The following is an 18,249-nucleotide window of genomic DNA, read 5'->3' on the forward strand; positions in this document are numbered from 1 at the left end:
TATACACACATCCACTTTCACGGTTCAGGCAGGGATTATGGCTCAGGCAGTCGGTTTGGTCGGTTGGCGCGGGATGGTCGGCTCGGTGCTCATGCAACGCATGCGCGACGAGAAGGACTTCGATTTGTTTGAACCGGTCTTCTTTTCCACCAGCAACGCGGGCGGCGCGGCGCCGTCGTGGGCGGCGGGCGCGGGCCCCCTGCAGGACGCGCACGACATCGAGGCCCTGCGCAAGCTGCCGATCATCGTCACCGCCCAGGGCGGCGACTACACCACCGAGGTCTACCCCAAGCTGCGCGCCGCCGGCTGGAAGGGCCTGTGGATCGACGCCGCCAGCACCCTGCGCATGAAGGACGACGCCATCATCGTCCTCGACCCCGTCAACCGCCCGGTGATCGACGCCGCCCTGCAGCGCGGCGTGCGCGACTTCATCGGCGGCAACTGCACCGTCAGCTGCATGCTGATGGGCCTGGCGGGCCTGTTCAAGGCCGACATGGTCGAATGGATGACCTCCATGACCTACCAGGCCGCCTCGGGCGGCGGCGCGCGCCACATGCGCGAGCTGCTGGTCCAGTTCGGCATCCTCAACCGCGCCGTGGCCGACCAGCTCGCCGACCCGGCCTCGGCCATCCTGGACATCGACCGGGGCGTGCTGCAGGCCCAGCAGGATCCCGGCCTGCCGCGCGAGAACTTCGGCGTGCCGCTGGGCGGCAGCCTGATCCCCTGGATCGACAAGGACCTGGGCAACGGCGTCTCGCGCGAGGAATGGAAGGGCGGCGCGGAAACCAACAAGATCCTCGGGCGCGGCCCGGGCTTCGGCACCGATCCGGTGCCGGTCGACGGCCTGTGCGTGCGGATCGGCGCCATGCGCTGCCACAGCCAGGCGCTCACCATCAAGCTGCGGCGCGACATCCCGCTGGACGAGATCAACGACGCCGTGCGCACCGGCACCGACTGGGCCCGCCTGGTGCCCAACGACCGCGAATCCTCCATGCGGGACCTGACCCCCGTGGCGGTGACCGGCACGCTGGACATTCCCGTCGGGCGCCTGCGCAAGATGTCCATGGGCCCCGAATACCTCAGCGCCTTCACGGTCGGCGACCAGCTGCTCTGGGGCGCCGCCGAACCTCTGCGCCGCATGCTGCGCATTGCCTTGGGTGAACTCTGAACATGAGTGAAAAAGGCCCCCACGCTGCGCCTTCGGCTTGCTGGTCCACCTCGCGGCCTGCATGCCGCTCGGATTCGCCAGGCGCAGATCAGTCCTCAGGGACTGCTCCGCGTCCCGGCTCATCCCCAGGGGGGCGCTTTTCATCTTGGGACGGCCCTGCGATGAAAAAGGGCCCCCACGCTGCACCTTCGGCCGGCCGCGTCCACGCTGCGCTTCCGGCGCGCATCCGCTTCGCGGCCGGCGCGCTGGCGCTGGCTTTCCTGACGGGCGGGGCGGCCCAGGCGGCGACTTTCGGGCATGCGCGCCTGGCCTCGGGCGCCGGCGAGCCGCTGCTGATCCTGGTGCCGGTGTCGGGCCTGACGGACGCCGATGTGCAGGCGCTGTCGGCCCGGCCCGCGCCGGCGGCCGACTGGGCGCAGGCCGGCCTGACGCCGCCGGTGCCCCTGGACAGCCTGTCCGTTTCCGTCGGTGCCGACGTCCGGCCCGACGGGCGCCGCGTCCTGCGCATCGGCTCCGGGCAGGCCTTCGACGGCACGCTGGCCGACCTGCTGCTGGACGTGCGCACCGCCACCGGCGCGCAGCGCTACCAGGTCTCGCTGGTGGCGCCGGGGCCGGCCCGCGCCGCCGCACCTGCCGCCGCCGCAGCACCGGCGGGGCAGGGCGGCGCTTCGGCGACTGCCGTGGGGGCGGCGCCGCACACCAGCACCCGGCGGGTGCCGGCCGGTGCCATCGCGGTGCGCCGCGGCGACACGATGTTCGCCATCAGTCGCCGCCATGCGGTCGATGGCGTAACCATCTACCAATTGATGATGGCGCTGCAGCGCGCCAATCCGCAGGCCTTCATCCACGGCAACGTCAACCTGGTGCGCGCCGGCGCGTCGCTGGCGGTGCCGGACATCAACGACATGCTGTCGATTTCCGACGCCGAGGCGCGGCGCCAGTTCCAGGTCCAGGCCGCCGCCTTCGCGCGGATGCGCGCGCGCCAGGCCGGCACGGCGGCCGCGGCGGGCGCGGGCCAGGCCTCGGCCGGCGCCGTCTCGCAGGATGAATCGCGCGCGCAGGCCGAGCCCGCCGCATCGGCGGGCGACCGCCTGCGCCTGAGCGAAGCCGGGCGCGGCGGCGCCGATGCGGCGGCCGACGCCCGCGCGGCGCGCGGCCATGCCCTGAAGGATGCCGAATCGCGGGTCGGCCAGCTCGAAAGCAACGTCCAGAACCTGAACCAGGCGCTCCAGGCCCAGGGCGAGGCTGCGCGCAGCGCCGTCGCCCAGGGGGCCGCGGCCATCGGCCAGTCGATCCAGGAGGTCGCCAGCGCGATCAGCGAAGCCAGCCAGGAAGCCGCCGCCCAGGCCGACGAAGCGGTCTCGGCGGGCGGCGAAGCCGGGGCTTCCGGCGCGCCCGGCGCCTCGGGGACTCCGGGCGCCGCCGGTACGAAAGGGGCTCCCGGTGCGAAGGGAGCTTCCGGTGCCGCGGCCGCTGCGGGGGCTTCAGGCGCATCGGGTGCCCCGGCTGCGTCCAAGGCCTCGGGTGGATCCAATGCTTCGGGTGCGTCCAATGCTTCGGGCGCCTCCAATGCCTCCGGGACGCCCGGTTCGGCAGGCGCAGCGGGCTCGACGGCTGGCTCTTCGGGCTCGGCGGGAACTGCCGGGTCTCCGGGTGCGTCAGGCGCTCAAGGCGCTACGCAGGTTCCAGGCGCTGCAGGAGCTCCGGGCGCCGGGACTGGCGCGGCCGCGGCCGGGACCCAGGCCGGCTCCATGGCTGGCGGCGGAGCCGCTTCCGCCGGCGGTGCGGCTGCTTCGGGCGCCGGTGCGAATTCGGGCGCCGGTGTGAATTCGGGCGCCGGTGCGAACGGCACAGCCGGTGCGGCCGGTGCGCCTGGATCCCAGGCCGCCGGATCGTCCGCGAACACGGCGGGCGCCCCGGCCACCGGCTCCGCCGTGGCGGGCTCCGGCTCCACAGCCGCAGCAGGCACCGGCACGGCCGCCGCGGGATCCGCCGGATCGGCGCCCAACCCGGCCGCCCTGGCGGCCGAGCTGCAGCCCTCCGAGCGTGCCCAGCACCGGGCCTCGTGGCTGCAGGACCACCTGCTGGGCGTGATGACGGGCCTGCTCGCCCTGATCGTGCTCATCATCGCCTGGCTGCTGCGCCGGGCCAACGCCGCCCGGGACGAGGCCGACGCCACCCCCCGGGTGACCGAATCCATGGTGCGCGAGCGGATCCAGGACATCGACCTGGATCTCGAACCAGGCGAATCGCGCCCGCCGCGGTCCTAGCCGGACGCGGACGGGCGGCCCTGCCGGCCTTCCGTCCGCTCCGGCGCCCCGTGCGCACACCGGAAACCGAACCTCGATGGGACGCATCGCGCTCGGCTTGAGCTACGACGGCCGGGGCTGGCAGGGCTGGCAGACCCAGCCCGGCGGCCGGACCCTGCAGGACGCCCTGGAGTCGGCGCTGCGCCGCTTCCTGGCGGCGCCCGCCGTGGCCACCGTGTGCGCCGGCCGCACCGACGCCGGCGTGCACGCGCTGCAGCAGGTCGTGCACCTGGACACCGGGGCGGTGCGGCGCGACGAATCCTGGGTGCGCGGGCTGAACGCCCTGCTGCCGGATGCCGTGGCCGTGCAGTGGGCCTGCGCCGTCCCCGGGAGCTTCCACGCCCGCTTCGACGCCCGCGCGCGGACCTACTTCTACGTGCTGCGCAGCGCCCCGGTGCGCTCTCCCATCCTGCACGGCCGGGTCGGCTGGGTGCACGACCGGCTCGACGACGGCGCCATGCGCGCCGCCGCGGCGCTGCTCGTGGGCGAACACGATTTCAGCGCCTTCCGCTCGTCCGAATGCCAGGCGGCCAGCCCGGTGCGCACCCTGCAGGCGCTGGAGATCGTGCGCAACGGGGATTTCCTGGTGTTCGAGTTCCGCGCCAACGCCTTCCTGCACCACATGGTGCGCAACCTGATGGGCGTGCTGGTGATGGTGGGGCGGGGCCGGCGCCCGCCCGAGTGGGCGGCGGAATTGTTGCGCGCGCGCGACCGGCGGCGCGCCGCGCCCACCTTCATGCCCGACGGCCTGTACCTGGCTCACGCCGATTATCCGGATGCGGACCTGCCGCAGCGCACGGCCCGCGAGGCCCTGCGCCATCACCTGGGGGGGCTGGATGCCTCTTCGGGTACGGCTGGCCCTCAGCCGTAGCCGTCTGGCATAGGGCAGTCCGTAGGGGACTGCCCTATGTCCCGCCTCATCCCGAGGCGGCATGTTTGATGCTTCGTATAGAATTGAGCGATTTGATTGCGGACGACGCAAGCCCGCGCCGTTCCGTTTCCCGTTTCATGGAAGCACGATGAAACTTCTCCTGACGATCTCCCGGTGGATCGACGCTTTGAACACGGTCGTCGGCCGGGCCGTGACCTGGCTCGTGCTGGTGGTGGCCGTGGTCAGCGCCGGCAACGCCGTGATGCGCAAGCTGTTCAGCCTCAGTTCCAACGCCTGGCTGGAATTGCAGTGGTACCTGTTCGGGGCCATCTTCCTGCTGGCGGCGGGCTACACCTTCCTGCGCAACGAACACGTGCGGGTGGACGTCCTGTCGCAGAAGCTGCCCGAGCGCGCCCAGGTCGGCATCGAGATCTTCGGCGTGCTGTTCTTTCTGCTGCCGGCGGCCTGCCTGGTGTTCTGGCTGTCGATCCCGTTCTTCTGGGAATCCTGGATCACCCATGAGCTGTCCTCGAACACCGAGGGCCTGATCCGCTGGCCGGCCAAGCTCCTGATCCCGGTCGGCTTCGCCCTGCTGATCCTGGCGGGGCTGTCGCACCTGGTCAAGTGCATCGGCTTTTTGCGCGGCCAGTGTCCCAATCCGATGCAGGTCTCCAGCGGCAAGAGCGACGAGGAAGCGCTGGTGGAAGACATCCTGGCGGCCCAGCGGCAGGCCGGCCTCGAACAACAAGAGCAGGGACGCTGAGCATGGAATTCCTCGTCGACAATCTCGCGCCGATCATGTTCTTCAACCTGATCGTGTTCCTGCTGCTGGGTTTTCCGGTCGCCTTCTCGCTGGCCGCCACGGGCGTGCTCTACGGCCTGGTGGCCATCGACCTGAACCTGATGAGCCCGCTGCTGTTCCAGGCGCTGCCCCAGCGGGTGTTCGGCATCGTCGGCAACGACACGCTGCTGGCCGTGCCCTTCTTCACCTTCATGGGGCTGATCCTGGAGCGCTCCGGCATGGCCGAGGACCTGCTCGACACGGTCGGCCAGCTCTTCGGCCCGCTGCGCGGCGGCCTGGCGATCGCGGTGGTGTTCGTCGGCGCGCTGCTGGCGGCGACCACCGGCGTGGTGTCCGCCTCGGTCATTTCCATGGGCCTGATCTCGCTGCCCATCATGCTGCGCTACGGCTACGACCGGCGCCTGGCCTCCGGCGTCATCGCGGCCTCCGGCACGCTGTCGCAGATCATCCCCCCCTCGCTGGTGCTGATCATCCTGGCCGACCAGCTCGGGCGCTCCATCGGCGACATGTACCGCGGCGCCATGCTGCCGGGCCTGCTGCTGGCCGGAGCCTACATGGTCTACGTCTTCCTGGTGGCCATCGTGCGGCCCGGCCACGTGCCGGCCCTGCCGCCGGAAGCGCGCGGCTTCGTCGATGCGCGCGGCCGGCGCGGCCTGCGGTCCCTGGCCATCCTGACCCTGATCGCAGCCGCGGCCGCCCACTGGGGCTCGGACCACTATTTCCGCGCCCACACCGACGTGCCGGTCGACGAGCGCGTCGTCATCGTGCTGCTGATCTGGGGGCTCGCCGCGCTGGCGATGGCCCTGGTCAACAGGTTCCTGCGCCTGAAGCTGCTGTCGTCCCTGGCCGAGCGGGTCGTGTTCGTGATGATCCCGCCCCTGGCCCTGATCTTCCTGGTGCTGGGCACCATCTTCATCGGCGTGGCCACGCCCACCGAGGGCGGCGCAATGGGCGCCATCGGCGCGCTCATCATGGCGGTGTCGCGCGGCCGCTTCTCCATGAAGCAGCTGCGCCAGGCCATGGAAAGCACCGCCCGGCTGTCCTGCTTCGTGGTGTTCATCCTGGTGGGCTCGACCATCTTCAGCCTCAGCTTCCGCGGCATCAACGGCGACCTCTGGGTGGAACAGCTGCTGCTGCACGTGCCGGGCGGCGAGCTCGGCTTCCTGGTCGTGGTCAGCCTCCTGACCTTCTTCCTGGCCTTCTTCCTCGACTTCTTCGAGCTGGCCTTCATCATCGTGCCGCTGCTGGGGCCGGTGGCCGAGAAGATGGGCATCGACCTGATCTGGTTCGGCGTGCTGCTGGCGGTGAACATGCAGACCTCCTTCGTGCACCCGCCGTTCGGCTTCGCGCTGTTCTACCTGCGTTCGGTCGCCCCCAAGGAGGACTACCACGACCGCGTCACCGGCAAGCTGATCGCGAAGGTGACCACGGCCCAGATCTACTGGGGCTCGATCCCCTTCATCGTCATCCAGATCCTGATGGTGGCGACGGTGCTGGCCTTCCCGGGCCTGGTGACCCACTACAAGAGCGATGCGCCCACCGTCGATCCGGCCAGCGTCACCTTCGGCCAGGACAGCGCCTACGGCCTGGACGGCTACGGTTCGGGCGACGCGGGGGACGCGTTCCAATGAGCGCGCCGGCCGCCTTGCCGGATGGCGCGGAGCCCGTCTCCACGCTCGCGCCCCTGTCCGTGTCCGGACCTCGCCGCACGCGCGTCAAGATCTGCGGGCTGACCCGGGCGCAGGACCTGGACGCGGCCGTGGCCGCGGGCGCCGACGCCATCGGCCTGGTCTTCTATCCGCCCAGCCGCCGCTGCCTGACGCCGGACCAGGCCGCCGCGCTGCGCGTCCGGGTGCCGGCATTCGTCGGCGTCACGGCCCTGTTCGTCAATCCCGAAGCCGAGGCGGTGCGCCGGGTGATCGAGGCCGTGCGCCCCGACCTGCTGCAATTCCACGGCGAGGAGTCGCCCGGCTTTTGCGCCGGCTTCGGCGTGCGCCACGTCAAGGCCTTCCGCGCCGGGGCGCCCGGGCTGGACACGCCGGCCGCGCTGGCGCGTGCCTGCGCGGCCCACGGCGAGGCGGCCGGCTGGCTGTTCGACAGCTACAGCGCCGGCTACGGCGGCAGCGGCGGCGGCTTCGACACCGCGCTGCTGGCCGATGTCCCGCGCGGCCCCGGCATGCCGGCCCTGATCCTGTCGGGCGGCCTGAAGGCGGATACGGTCGGCGCGCAGATCGCCGCCCTGGCGCCCTATGCCGTGGACGTCAGCAGCGGCGTGGAATCGGCGCCCGGGATCAAGGACGCGGCGCGCATCCAGGCCTTCATGCGGGCGGTGCGCGCCGCCGACGCCCTGCGTGACGCCTGAGCCGCACGCCGCCTGAGCCGTGCGACCCCCGAGCCGTGCGACACCCGAGCCGCGCGCCGCACGAGAGCCGTGCGACACCTGAGCCGCACATCGCTCGAACGGCATTCCGCGCGATGCGCGGCTGCGCCTCGTGGCATCAATCGCCGGACGGGGCGGGGCTTTGATGGCGCGGCGAGAGGGCGTCCGATGTTTATTGATCTTTGATTCCGTTTTTCCCCATCTCATTGGCATTTGATGCTTCGATCGCCGCGCCATTTCGCATCCAAGCTACAATAATTGCCGCCGCAGGGATATCCCCTGCAGAAAATATTGGTGCCGGCGGGTAGACTGGACGCCGCATTGCCCGATCCGGACACGACCCGGCATCGTTCCCCATTCAAAGGAGTTCCTTCATGAAGCTGCATTCCGTCCTTCGCTCGCTCGCCGGCGCCGCCGCCGTGGCGGGCGCGCTGGCCGCCGCGCCGGCCCAGGCGCAATCCGTGGCGGTCACCTCCATCGTCGAGCATCCCGCCCTCGATGCCGTGAAGGACGGCGTGCACGAAGCCCTGGCCGCCGCCGGCTACACCGAGGCCAAGGGCCTGAAATGGCAATTCCAGACGGCCCAGGGCAATACCGCCATCGCCGCCCAGATCGCCCGCAAGTTCGTGGGCGACAAGCCCGACGTGATCGTCGCCATCGCCACGCCCTCGGCCCAGGCCGTGGTCGCCGCCACCAAGACCATTCCGGTGGTCTATTCCGCCGTCACCGATCCGGTGGCCGCACAGCTGGTGCCGGGCTGGGAAGCCTCGGGCACCAACGTCACCGGCGTGTCCGACGCCCTGTCGCTGGAAAAGCAGGTCGATCTGATCAAGAAGGTCGTGCCCGGCGCCAAGAAGGTCGGCATGGTCTACAACCCCGGCGAGGCCAATTCTGTGGTCGTGGTGAAACGCCTGCGCGAACTGCTGCCGCAGTCGGGCATGAGCCTGGTGGAAGCCACCGCCGCCCGCACCGTGGACGTGGGCGCCGCCGCCCGCAGCCTGGTGGGCAAGGTCGACGTGATCTACACCAACACCGACAACAACGTGGTCTCGGCCTACGAATCGCTGGTCAAGGTCGGCAATTCCGCCAAGATCCCCCTGGTGGCCTCCGACACCGACAGCGTCAAGCGCGGCGCCATCGCCGCCCTGGGCGTGAACTACCACGACCTGGGCGTGCAGACCGGCAAGCTCGTGGTGCGCATCCTGAAGGGCGAGAAGCCCGGCGCCATCGCTTCCGAGACCAGCTCCAAGCTCGAACTCTACGTCAACCCCGGCGCCGCGGCCCAGCAGGGCGCGACTCTGTCCGACGCCCTGATCAAGTCGGCCGCCCAGGTCGTCAAGTAACTTCCCGCGCGTTTCGCATCCCCGGGCCGCCTCCAGGCGGCCCGGCTGTCATGGCGGCTTCCCCGCGGCCGCATCCAGAGATTTTCATTCCATGTCCATCTATTCCATGTGGGGTGCCTTCGAGATCGGGCTGATATTCGGCCTGGTCGCGTTGGGCGTCCTCATTTCCTTCCGCGTGCTGAACTTCCCCGACCTGACGGTGGACGGCAGCTTTCCGCTGGGCGGCGCGACGGCCGCCATCCTGATCCATCACGGCACGGATCCCTTCCTGGCGACCGGCGCCGCCACCCTGGCCGCCGGCTTCGCCGGCATGGTGACGGGCTGGCTCAACGTCCGGCTGAAGATCATGGACCTGCTCGCCAGCATCCTGATGATGATCGCCTTGTATTCGATCAACCTGCGCGTCATGGACGCGCCCAACGTGCCGCTGATCACCGACCCCACCGTGTTCACCGTGCTGCAGCCGGAGGGCATCGAGGACTACGTCGCGCGCCCGCTCATCCTGCTGGCGCTGGTGGTGATCGTCAAGCTGCTGCTGGACTGGTTCTTCGCCACCCAGGTGGGCCTGGCGATGCGCTCGACCGGCTCGAACCCGCGCATGGCGCGGGCCCAGGGCATCCGCACCGGCAACATGGTCCTGCTGGGCATGGCGATCTCCAACGCCCTGTGCGGCCTGGGCGGCGCGCTGTTCGCCCAGTCGCAGGGCGGGGCGGACATCTCCATGGGCATCGGCACCATCGTCATCGGCCTGGCCGCCGTCATCATCGGCGAATCCATCCTGCCCAGCCGCCGCCTGATGGTGGCGACGCTGGCGGTGGTGGTCGGCGCCGTGCTCTATCGCTTCTTCATCGCGCTGGCGCTGAACGCGGATTTCGTGGGCCTGAAGGCCCAGGACCTGAACCTGGTCACGGCCGTGCTGGTCACGATCGCGCTGGTGATCCCGCTCGCCAAGCAGCGTTTCCGCAAAAAGAAGGCCTAGGGCCTGTCCACACAAAGAGGCCCCGCCATGCTGAGCGCCCAGAACCTGCATCTCACCTTCAACCCTGGCACGCCCATCGAAACACAGGCCCTGCGCGGCATGTCGCTGGACATCCCGGCGGGCCAGTTCGTCACCGTGATCGGCTCCAACGGCGCGGGCAAGTCCACCTTCCTGAACGCCATCTCCGGCGAGCAGGGCGTGGACAGCGGCGCCATCCTGATCGATGGCGAGGACGTCACGCGCCAGCCGGTCTGGGACCGCGCGCGCAAGGTCGCGCGCGTCTTCCAGGACCCCATGGCCGGCACCTGTGAAAACCTCACCATCGAGGAAAACATGTCCCTGGCCCTGGGCCGGGGCCAGTTCCGCAGCCTGCGCCAGGCGGTGCGCGAGGAAATGCGCGTGCTGTTCCGCGAGCGCCTGGCCATGCTGGGGCTGGGGCTGGAAAACCGCCTGACCGACCGGATCGGCCTGCTCTCGGGCGGCCAGCGCCAGGCCGTGAGCCTGCTGATGGCGGCCCTGCGCCCCTCGCGCATCCTGCTGCTGGACGAGCACACGGCGGCGCTGGATCCGCGCACCGCCCAGTTCGTGCTGGAGCTGACCGTCCGCATCGTGGCCGAACATGGCCTGACCACGATGATGGTCACCCACAGCATGCGCCAGGCCCTGGACGTGGGCGACCGCACCGTCATGCTGCACCAGGGCCGGGTGGTGCTCGACGTCGCGGGCGACACCCGCCGCGGCCTGGAAGTCCCCGACCTGCTCGCCATGTTCGAGAAAGTACGCGGCGAGGAACTCGCCGACGACGCGTTGCTATTGGGATGAGGCTGGACACGAAAGAGTCCCTGCGGACTCTTTCGTGCCTGCCGAATCCGAGCGGCTTGCAAGCCGCGAGGTGGGCGCAAAATTCTTTTTGACAAAAAACGCATTTGTTGTCAGAATGCGCCGATGTCACCCAAGCTCAGTTCGGAAGCCATGATCGCGCGGCGCGCCAGGATACTGGACGCGGCGCGCTGGTGCTTCCTCAATTTCGGCTTCGCCCGCACGTCCCTGGGCGACATCGCCCAGCGCGCGGGGATCTCCCGCACCTTGCTCTACCGCAGCTTCAAGGACAAGGAAGACCTCTTCATGCAGGTCTTCGACGACTGGATGCTGTCGCGCCTGCCGCTCGCCATGGAAGTGGTGCAGGCGCCCGGCTCGCCGCGTGAACGCCTGTTCGCCGTCTGCCGGCGCGTGCTGCTGGAGCCCTGGTCCGAAATGGAAGCCGCGCCCATGTCCAGCGAATTCCTGGAAGTCTGCCAGGGCCTGAGTCCCGAAGTCGCCGGGCGGCACCGCGCGTCCCTGCTGGAATGCCTGGACCGCGTGTTCGACGATCCCGCGGTCGCCCTGGTGTTCCTGCTGGCCATGGAAGGCCAGATCGAGGACAGGCCCCGCCTGGAAGTCCTGGAGCGCCGGATCCGCATCCTCGTGGATCACTTCGCGGCGGACGGGGCATGATGCATGGATTCATGGGGCACGAGTCCAGGCCGCCGCATCGGTTTTCAGGGTTTTCCCCTTATACTTTTGGCTTGCCTGCAGGGCCGGCGATCCTGGCCTTCGCATGACCGGGTGGCCATTTTTTCGCTTCATCAACCGAAAGAAATCGAAAAATCAACATTTCTGGAGCTTTTCCTATGGTCTTTGATCGACTGACCGCCGTCCGGACCCTGCGGCCTCTCGCGCTGGTGTCGCTGCTGGCCCTGGCCGCCTGCTCGGGCGAGCCGCAGCAGGGGATGCAGGACATGAAGGTCCCGGTCAGCGTGGTGCAGGTCCAGCCCCAGGCCGCAGTCATCCGCACCGAACTGCCCGGCCGCGTGCAGGCGATCGAGGACGCGGAAATCCGCGCCCGGGTCAACGGCATCGTTCAATCCATCGACTTCGAGCAGGGCAGCCAGGTCAAGGCCGGCCAGCTGCTCTTCACCATCGACCCGGCGCCGTACCGCGCGGCCCGCGACCAAGCCGCCGCGCAGCTGAAAAACGCCCAGGCGTCGGCGCAGACGGCACGCCTGCTGGCGCAGCGCTACGCCACCCTCATCAAGCAGCACGCGGTCAGCCAGCAGGAATACGACAACGCCGTCGCCCAGGCGCGCCAGGCCGAGGCGGCCATCGCCGCGGCGCAGGCCGCGCTGGACGCGGCGCAGATCAACCTGGACTACACCCGGGTCACCTCGCCCATCGACGGCACCATCGGCAAGGCCCAGGTCACCGTGGGGGCGCTGGTGAGCGCCACCTCCGCCACCTCGCTGGCCACCGTGCACCGCCTGGACCAGGTCTATGTGGACATCACCCAGCCGGTGGCGCAGATCGCCGCCCTGCGCCGCCAGATCGCCGACGGCATCGTCAAGCCCGACGCCAACGGCGACGCCCAGGCCGAAGTCCTGCTGGACGGCGGCGGCACCTACCGCCATCCCGGCAAGCTGCTGTTCTCGGGCGTGGCCGTCGATCCCGGCACGGGCCAGGTGAACCTGCGCGCGCTGTTCCCCAATCCGGAACAGATCCTGCTGCCCGGCCTGTACGTGCGCGTGCGCCTGGTGCAGGGCGTGGACCAGCAGGCCCTGGTGGTGCCCGAGCAGGCCATCCAGCGTGCTTCCGACGGCAACAGCACGGTCGTCCTGATCAAGGACGGCAAGGCGACCTTCACGCCGATCCAGGTGGGGCCGCACACCGACAAGGGCTACATCGTCTATCAGGGCATCCAGGCGGGCGACCAGCTGATGGTCGAGGGCTTCCAGAAGGTCCGTCCGGGCGCTCCGGTCCAGCCCATCCCCTGGAAGGGCCAGGCGCCGGGCGGCCAGGCGGGGCAGGGCGGCGCGGCCCAGCCGCCCGCCGCGGGCGGCCAGGGCGGCGCTGAACAGGCCGGCGGCCAGGCCGCGGGCGACAAGGCCGCCGGCGGGCAGCCCGCGGGCGCCAAGCCCGCCGAAGGCCAGGCCGCACAGGGCCAGGCTCACTGATCCGGCCCCGGCCGCCCGACACCCCTCCTCCGGATTCCACGCGAGCTCTCATGCCACAGTTTTTCATCGAACGACCGATCTTCGCCTGGGTGGTGGCGCTGGCCATCGCCCTGGCCGGCATCCTGGCCATCCCCAACATGGCCGTATCGCAGTATCCCGACGTCGCTCCGCCCACGGTGAACATCAACGCCACCTATCCGGGCGCCTCGGCCTCCGAGGTCTCCACCAGCGTGGCGAGCGTCATCGAGAACGAGCTGAACGGGGCCAAGGGCCTGCTGTACTACGAATCGGTCAGCGATTCCAACGGGCAGGCCGAGATCACCGTCACCTTCGCGCCGGGCACGGACCCCGACCTGGCCCAGGTGGACGTGCAGAACCGCCTGTCCAACGTGACGGCCAAGCTGCCCGCCGCCGTCGTGCAGCAGGGCCTGAAGGTCAGCCAGACGAATTCCGGCTTCCTGATGGTGGTCACGCTCTCGTCCAAGGACGGCTCCATCGACCAGTACGCCCTGGCCGACTACATCACGCGCAACATCCAGAACCCGATGTCGCGGATCAAGGGCGTGGGCAAGTTCCAGCTCTTCGCCGCGAGCCGCGCCATGCGCGTCTGGGTCGATCCGCAGAAGCTGGTCGGCTACGGCCTGAGCATGTCCCAGGTCAACAGCGCCCTGGCGGCGCAGAACCTGGTGATTTCCGGCGGCCTGCTGGGCTCGCCGCCGAACCCCGACACGCAGCGCACGGTGGTGCCGCTGACCGTCAACGGCCAGCTCGCCACGCCGGAGGAATTCGGCGACATCGTGCTGCGGGCCAATCCGGACGGCTCCTCGGTGCGCATCCGCGACGTCGCCCGCGTCGAGCTCGGCTCGGACAACTACCAGTTCGGCGCCCGCCTGAACGGCAAGCCCACGGCCGCCTTCGCCCTGTCGCTGACGCCGTCGGCCAACGCCCTGGAAACGGCCAAGCTGGCCAAGGCCAAGATGGCCGAGCTGGCCAGGTTCTTCCCCGACAACATCACCTACGCGATCCCCTACGACACCTCGCCCTACATCGACCTGTCGATCGAGCAGGTGGTCCACACCCTGTTCGAGGCCATGGTGCTGGTGTTCGTGGTGATGTTCGTGTTCCTGCAGAACGTGCGCTACACGCTGATTCCGGCGCTGGTGGTGCCGGTGGCGATGATGGGGGCCTTCGCGGTGATGCTGGCGCTGGGATTCTCGATCAACGTGCTGACCATGTTCGCCATGGTGCTGGCCATCGGGATCCTGGTGGACGACGCCATCGTGGTGGTGGAGAACGTCGAGCGCATCATGGCCGAGGAAGGCCTCTCGCCCAAGGAAGCCACGAAGAAGGCCATGCCGCAGATCAGCGGCGCCATCGTCGGGATCACCCTGGTGCTGACCACGGTGTTCCTGCCGCTGGCCTTCATGTCCGGCTCCGTGGGCGTGATCTACCGCCAGTTCTCCGTGGCCATGGCGGTGTCCATCCTGTTCTCGGCGCTGCTGGCGCTCAGCTTCACCCCGGCGCTGTGCGCCACCCTGCTCAAGCCCATCCCCAAGGGCCACCATGAGTCCAAGGGCGGCTTCTTCGGCTGGTTCAACCGCGGCTTCGATCGCACCACGCGGGGCTATACCCGCTGGGTCTCGCGCAGCCTGAAGCGCACGCTGCGCATGATGATCGTCTTCGCCGTGCTGGTGGGCGTGATGGGCTGGATGTACCTGCGCCTGCCCACCTCCTTCCTGCCCGAGGAAGACCAGGGCTACGTGATCGCCAACATCGAGCTGCCTTCGGGCGCCTCGTCCAGCCGCACGGTGGAGATCATCGAGCAGGTCGAAAAATACTTCATGGCGCTGCCGCAGGTCGCCAACATCATCGCGGTCCAGGGCTTCAGCTTCAACGGCAACGGCCTGAACGCCGCCATCGCCTTCGTGCCCCTGAAGGACTTCTCCGAACGCAAGGGTCCGGCCGACTCGGCGCAGGCGATTTCCGGCACCGCGATGGGCAAGCTGCTGTTCGGCCTGCCGGACTCCATGGTGATTTCCATCACCCCGCCGGCGATCTCCTCGCTGGGCAACGCCTCGGGCTTCGACCTGCGCCTGGAGGACCGCAGCGGCGTGGGCAGCGAGGCCCTGCAGGCCGCCACCCAGCAGCTGCTGCAGCTCGCTTCGCAAAGCGCCATCCTCACCGGCACGCGCGTCACCGGCCTGGGCGCCGGGCCGCAGCTCAAGGTGCAGATCGACCGCGCCAAGGCCGCCGCCCTGGGGGTGGACTTCTCCGAAGCCGCCAACCTGATCTCCACGGCCATCGGCTCGTCCTACGTCGGCAAGTTCACCAACCAGGGCTGGGTGCAGAACATCTGGGTCCAGGCCGAGCAGGACGCCCGCATGGATCCGGACGACATCCTGCGGCTCAACGCCCGCAACGCCGACGGCGACATGGTGCCGTTGTCCTCCTTCGTGTCCCTGGAATGGACCCGCGGCCCGGTCCAGATCGTGCGCTACAACGGCTACGAATCCATCCGCATCGGCGGCTCGGCGGCGCCGGGCTATTCCACCGGCCAGGCCATGGCCGAGATGGAACGCCTGATCACCCAGCTGCCGCCCGGCCTGAGCTACGAATGGACCGGCCTGTCCTACCAGGAAATCCAGGCGGGCAGCCAGTCCGCGATCCTGATGGGGCTGTCGATCCTGGTGGTCTTCATGGTGCTGGCCGCCCTGTACGAAAGCTGGGCCATCCCGCTGTCGGTGATGCTGGCCGTGCCGCTGGGCATGCTGGGCGCCGTGCTGCTCAGCAGCCTGATGGGCAAGGACAACGACGTGTACTTCATGGTCGGGATGGTGACCGTGATCGGCCTGGCGGCGAAAAACGCCATCCTGATCGTCGAGTTCGCCAAGGACCTGTACGCCAGCGGCGCGGGCCTGGCCGAATCGGCCATCGAGGCCGCGCGGCTGCGCTTCCGCCCCATCCTGATGACCTCCTTCGCCTTCATCCTGGGGGTGGTGCCCCTGGTGACGGCCAGCGGCGCGGGCGCCGCCAGCCAGAACGCCGTGGGCCTGGGCGTGCTGGGCGGCATGCTGGCGGCCACGCCGCTGGCCGTGATCTTCGTGCCGACTTTCTTCGTGGTGATTCTGAAATTGTTCAAGACCAAACCGAAACTGCTGGGCCACCAGGCGCCGCACATCCCATCCGCCGGCGAGTCCGGTGCGGGAGAACGGACATGATGAACCGACGACTCCCCGCGCGCGTCCTGGCCGTCTCCGCGCTGGCGCTGGCGCTGGGCGCCTGCTCCCTGGCGCCCACCTACCACCGGCCGGCCGCGCCGGTGCCCGACCGCTTTCCGCTCACGGCCGCCGGCAACGGCCAGGCGGACCAGGCCGCTCAAGCCGTCCAGGACACCCAGGCCGCCCTGCCGGCCTGGCGGGACTTCTTCCAGGATCCCCGCCTGCAGGCCCTGATCGAGCTCGCGCTGAAGAACAACCGCGACCTGCGTATCGCCGTGGACCGGGTTGAAGAGGCCCGCGCCCAGTTCGGCATCGCCCAGAGCGACCGCCTGCCGACTATCGGCGTGCAGGGCACGGGGCAGGTCACCCGCTCGCCGGCCGACATGCGCAACGGCGGCGCCGACGCCAAATCCGTCAACCGCAGCTACGTCGCGGGCGTGGGCATGACGGCCTTCGAGCTGGACTTCTTCGGCCGCGTGCGCAACCTCAGCGAAGCCGCCTACCAGTCCTACCTGTCCACCGACCAGGCGCGCCGCACCGTCCAGCTGGGGCTGATCGCCCAGACGGCCGAGGCCTACTTCCGCCTGCGTTCGGCCCAGGCCCTGCACGAACTGATGGACAAGACCCTGGAGGCCCGCAAGGGCACGCTGGACCTGGTCCAGTCCCGCTTCGACGTCGGGGTCGCCTCCGACCTGGACCTGGCGCAGGCACAGTCGCAGTACGACACGGTGCGCGCCGACCGCATCGCGACCGAGCGCGCCATGGCGCAGGCGGTCAACGCCCTGCAGCTGATCCTGGGCACGCCGGTGCCCCAGGACCTGCCCGCGCCGCAGCCGTTCGGCCGCGCGCAACTGCTGTCCTCGCTGCCCGCGGGCCTGCCGTCGCAGCTGCTGGAACGCCGGCCCGACATCATCGGCGCCGAGCACGACCTGATGGCGGCCAACGCCCAGATCGGCGCCGCGCGCGCCGCCTTCTTCCCGCGCATCTCCCTGACCGGGCTGCTGGGCTTCGCCAGCCCCGAACTGGACGGCCTGTTCGGCGGCAGCCAGCGCTACTGGCAGTATTCGCCGCAGATCCAGATGCCGCTGTTCTCGGGCGGGATCAAGGGCAACCTGGACCTGGCCAAGGCGCGCAGCAACATCGCCGTGTCGTCCTACGAAAAGGCCATCCAGACCGCGTTCCGCGAAGTCGCCGACGGCCTGGCGGGCGAAGCCACCTACAGCAGCCAGCTCGACGCCCTGCGCGCCACCGAGGAATCCGCGCTCAAGGCCCTCAAGCTGGCCCAGATCCGCTACGAGACCGGCGTGGACAGCTTCCTGCAGGTGCAGTCCGCGCAGGTCGCCCTGTACGGCGTGCAGCAGCAGTTCATCCAGCTGGGCACCGACGCGCTGTTCAACCGCGTCGAGCTGTACAAGGCGCTGGGCGGGGGCTGGTCCGCCGACGACCTGCCGGAGGCCTCCTGATGGAACTGGGCGTCAACATCGATCACGTCGCCACCCTGCGCCAGGTGCGCCTGACGGCCTATCCCGATCCCCTGCAGGCGGCGCTGCGCGCCGAGGATGCCGGCGCCGACCTGATCACCCTGCATCTGCGCGAGGACCGGCGCCACATCCAGGACGCCGACGTGCGCGCCATCCGTCCCGCCCTGCGCACGCGCATGAACCTGGAATGCGCCATCACGCCGGAAATGCTGGCGATCGCCTGCGACATCGGTCCGCAGGACGTCTGCCTGGTGCCGGAAAACCGGCGCGAGCTGACCACCGAAGGCGGGCTGGACGTGCTCGGCCGCTACGACGAGGTCGCCTCCGCCGTGGCGCGGCTGCACGACGCCGGCATCCGCGTGTCCCTGTTCATCGATCCCGAGGCCGGGCAGATCGCCGCCGCCGCGCGCACCGGCGCCCGCGTGATCGAGCTGCACACCGGCGCCTACGCCGATGCGCCCGACGCGGGCGCGCGCGCCGCCCAGCTCGAACGCGTGCGCGCCGCCGTCGCCGTGGGGGTGGGCGAGGGCCTGCGGGTCAACGCCGGCCACGGCCTGCATTACGACAACGTCGAGCCCGTCGCCGCCCTGCCGGGGATCGCCGAACTGAACATCGGCCACGCGATCGTCGCCCAGGCCGTGTTCGACGGCTGGGAGCCCTCGATCCGGCGCATGAAAGCCCTGATGGTCAGGGCGTCCCATTCCTAGGAGC

At 69.8% G+C, this 18,249-nt stretch carries 14 protein-coding genes; all 14 read left to right on the forward strand.

Features of this window, described 5'->3' with window-relative positions:
* The first annotated feature begins 37 nt into the window (after nt 1–37).
* Nucleotides 38–1,168, forward strand: coding sequence for an aspartate-semialdehyde dehydrogenase (gene asd / locus BN940_RS09330; RefSeq protein WP_043682418.1), 1,131 nt, complete (start codon nt 38–40; stop codon nt 1,166–1,168).
* A 161-nt stretch (nt 1,169–1,329) separates the two neighbouring features.
* Nucleotides 1,330–3,438 (forward strand): FimV/HubP family polar landmark protein, encoded by a 2,109-nt coding sequence (locus tag BN940_RS20090; RefSeq protein WP_052355755.1) that lies wholly within the window; start codon nt 1,330–1,332, stop codon nt 3,436–3,438.
* Nucleotides 3,439–3,514: 76 nt separating this feature from the next.
* On the forward strand, nt 3,515–4,348 hold the full coding sequence (gene truA / locus BN940_RS09345; protein WP_043682420.1) for a tRNA pseudouridine(38-40) synthase TruA: 834 nt from the start codon (nt 3,515–3,517) through the stop codon (nt 4,346–4,348).
* 148 nt (nt 4,349–4,496) lie between these two features.
* Nucleotides 4,497–5,111, forward strand: coding sequence for a TRAP transporter small permease subunit (locus tag BN940_RS09350; RefSeq protein WP_043682423.1), 615 nt, complete (start codon nt 4,497–4,499; stop codon nt 5,109–5,111).
* A gap of 2 nt (nt 5,112–5,113) precedes the next feature.
* Complete coding sequence (locus BN940_RS09355) at nt 5,114–6,781, forward strand: TRAP transporter large permease (RefSeq protein WP_043682426.1); 1,668 nt, start codon at nt 5,114–5,116, stop codon at nt 6,779–6,781.
* The gene (locus BN940_RS09360) at nt 6,778–7,512 is read left to right on the forward strand and encodes a phosphoribosylanthranilate isomerase (protein ID WP_084330611.1); all 735 of its coding nucleotides are present in this window, start codon (nt 6,778–6,780) and stop codon (nt 7,510–7,512) included. Before BN940_RS09355 ends, BN940_RS09360 begins: the two co-directional genes overlap by 4 nt.
* Nucleotides 7,513–7,904: 392 nt before the next feature.
* Complete coding sequence (locus tag BN940_RS09365; protein ID WP_043682429.1) at nt 7,905–8,873, forward strand: ABC transporter substrate binding protein; 969 nt, start codon at nt 7,905–7,907, stop codon at nt 8,871–8,873.
* 91 nt (nt 8,874–8,964) lie between these two features.
* Entirely contained in the window at nt 8,965–9,852 is an 888-nt protein-coding gene (locus BN940_RS09370) for an ABC transporter permease (RefSeq protein ID WP_043682432.1), read from the forward strand.
* A 27-nt stretch (nt 9,853–9,879) separates the two neighbouring features.
* Nucleotides 9,880–10,674 (forward strand): ABC transporter ATP-binding protein, encoded by a 795-nt coding sequence (locus BN940_RS09375; RefSeq protein WP_043682435.1) that lies wholly within the window; start codon nt 9,880–9,882, stop codon nt 10,672–10,674.
* 123 nt (nt 10,675–10,797) lie between these two features.
* Nucleotides 10,798–11,346, forward strand: coding sequence for a TetR/AcrR family transcriptional regulator (locus BN940_RS20095; protein ID WP_043682437.1), 549 nt, complete (start codon nt 10,798–10,800; stop codon nt 11,344–11,346).
* Between the two features lie 176 nt (nt 11,347–11,522).
* The gene (locus tag BN940_RS09385; RefSeq protein WP_043682439.1) at nt 11,523–12,839 is read left to right on the forward strand and encodes an efflux RND transporter periplasmic adaptor subunit; all 1,317 of its coding nucleotides are present in this window, start codon (nt 11,523–11,525) and stop codon (nt 12,837–12,839) included.
* A 50-nt stretch (nt 12,840–12,889) separates the two neighbouring features.
* Entirely contained in the window at nt 12,890–16,057 is a 3,168-nt protein-coding gene (locus BN940_RS09390; RefSeq protein WP_052355756.1) for an efflux RND transporter permease subunit, read from the forward strand.
* Entirely contained in the window at nt 16,054–17,520 is a 1,467-nt protein-coding gene (locus tag BN940_RS09395; RefSeq protein ID WP_084330612.1) for an efflux transporter outer membrane subunit, read from the forward strand. Before BN940_RS09390 ends, BN940_RS09395 begins: the two co-directional genes overlap by 4 nt.
* Nucleotides 17,517–18,245: a pyridoxine 5'-phosphate synthase gene (gene pdxJ / locus BN940_RS09400; protein ID WP_043682442.1), complete on the forward strand. Its 729-nt coding sequence runs from the start codon at nt 17,517–17,519 to the stop codon at nt 18,243–18,245. Before BN940_RS09395 ends, pdxJ begins: the two co-directional genes overlap by 4 nt.
* Nucleotides 18,246–18,249 lie beyond the last annotated feature (4 nt).

It is taken from the genome of Castellaniella defragrans 65Phen, from assembly GCF_000612685.1.
GTDB classification, from domain to species: Bacteria; Pseudomonadota; Gammaproteobacteria; order Burkholderiales; family Burkholderiaceae_B; genus Castellaniella; species Castellaniella defragrans.

Coding starts and splice junctions, on each gene's coding strand:
- BN940_RS09360 (WP_084330611.1), top strand. CDS start 6,778: ATGAGCGCGCCGGCCGCCTTGCCGGATGGCGCGGAGCCCGTCTCCACG.
- BN940_RS20095 (WP_043682437.1), top strand. CDS start 10,798: ATGTCACCCAAGCTCAGTTCGGAAGCCATGATCGCGCGGCGCGCCAGG.
- BN940_RS09350 (WP_043682423.1), top strand. CDS start 4,497: ATGAAACTTCTCCTGACGATCTCCCGGTGGATCGACGCTTTGAACACG.
- BN940_RS09390 (WP_052355756.1), top strand. CDS start 12,890: ATGCCACAGTTTTTCATCGAACGACCGATCTTCGCCTGGGTGGTGGCG.
- BN940_RS09375 (WP_043682435.1), top strand. CDS start 9,880: ATGCTGAGCGCCCAGAACCTGCATCTCACCTTCAACCCTGGCACGCCC.
- BN940_RS20090 (WP_052355755.1), top strand. CDS start 1,330: ATGAAAAAGGGCCCCCACGCTGCACCTTCGGCCGGCCGCGTCCACGCT.
- BN940_RS09395 (WP_084330612.1), top strand. CDS start 16,054: ATGATGAACCGACGACTCCCCGCGCGCGTCCTGGCCGTCTCCGCGCTG.
- BN940_RS09385 (WP_043682439.1), top strand. CDS start 11,523: ATGGTCTTTGATCGACTGACCGCCGTCCGGACCCTGCGGCCTCTCGCG.
- BN940_RS09370 (WP_043682432.1), top strand. CDS start 8,965: ATGTCCATCTATTCCATGTGGGGTGCCTTCGAGATCGGGCTGATATTC.
- BN940_RS09365 (WP_043682429.1), top strand. CDS start 7,905: ATGAAGCTGCATTCCGTCCTTCGCTCGCTCGCCGGCGCCGCCGCCGTG.
- BN940_RS09355 (WP_043682426.1), top strand. CDS start 5,114: ATGGAATTCCTCGTCGACAATCTCGCGCCGATCATGTTCTTCAACCTG.
- truA (WP_043682420.1), top strand. CDS start 3,515: ATGGGACGCATCGCGCTCGGCTTGAGCTACGACGGCCGGGGCTGGCAG.
- asd (WP_043682418.1), top strand. CDS start 38: ATGGCTCAGGCAGTCGGTTTGGTCGGTTGGCGCGGGATGGTCGGCTCG.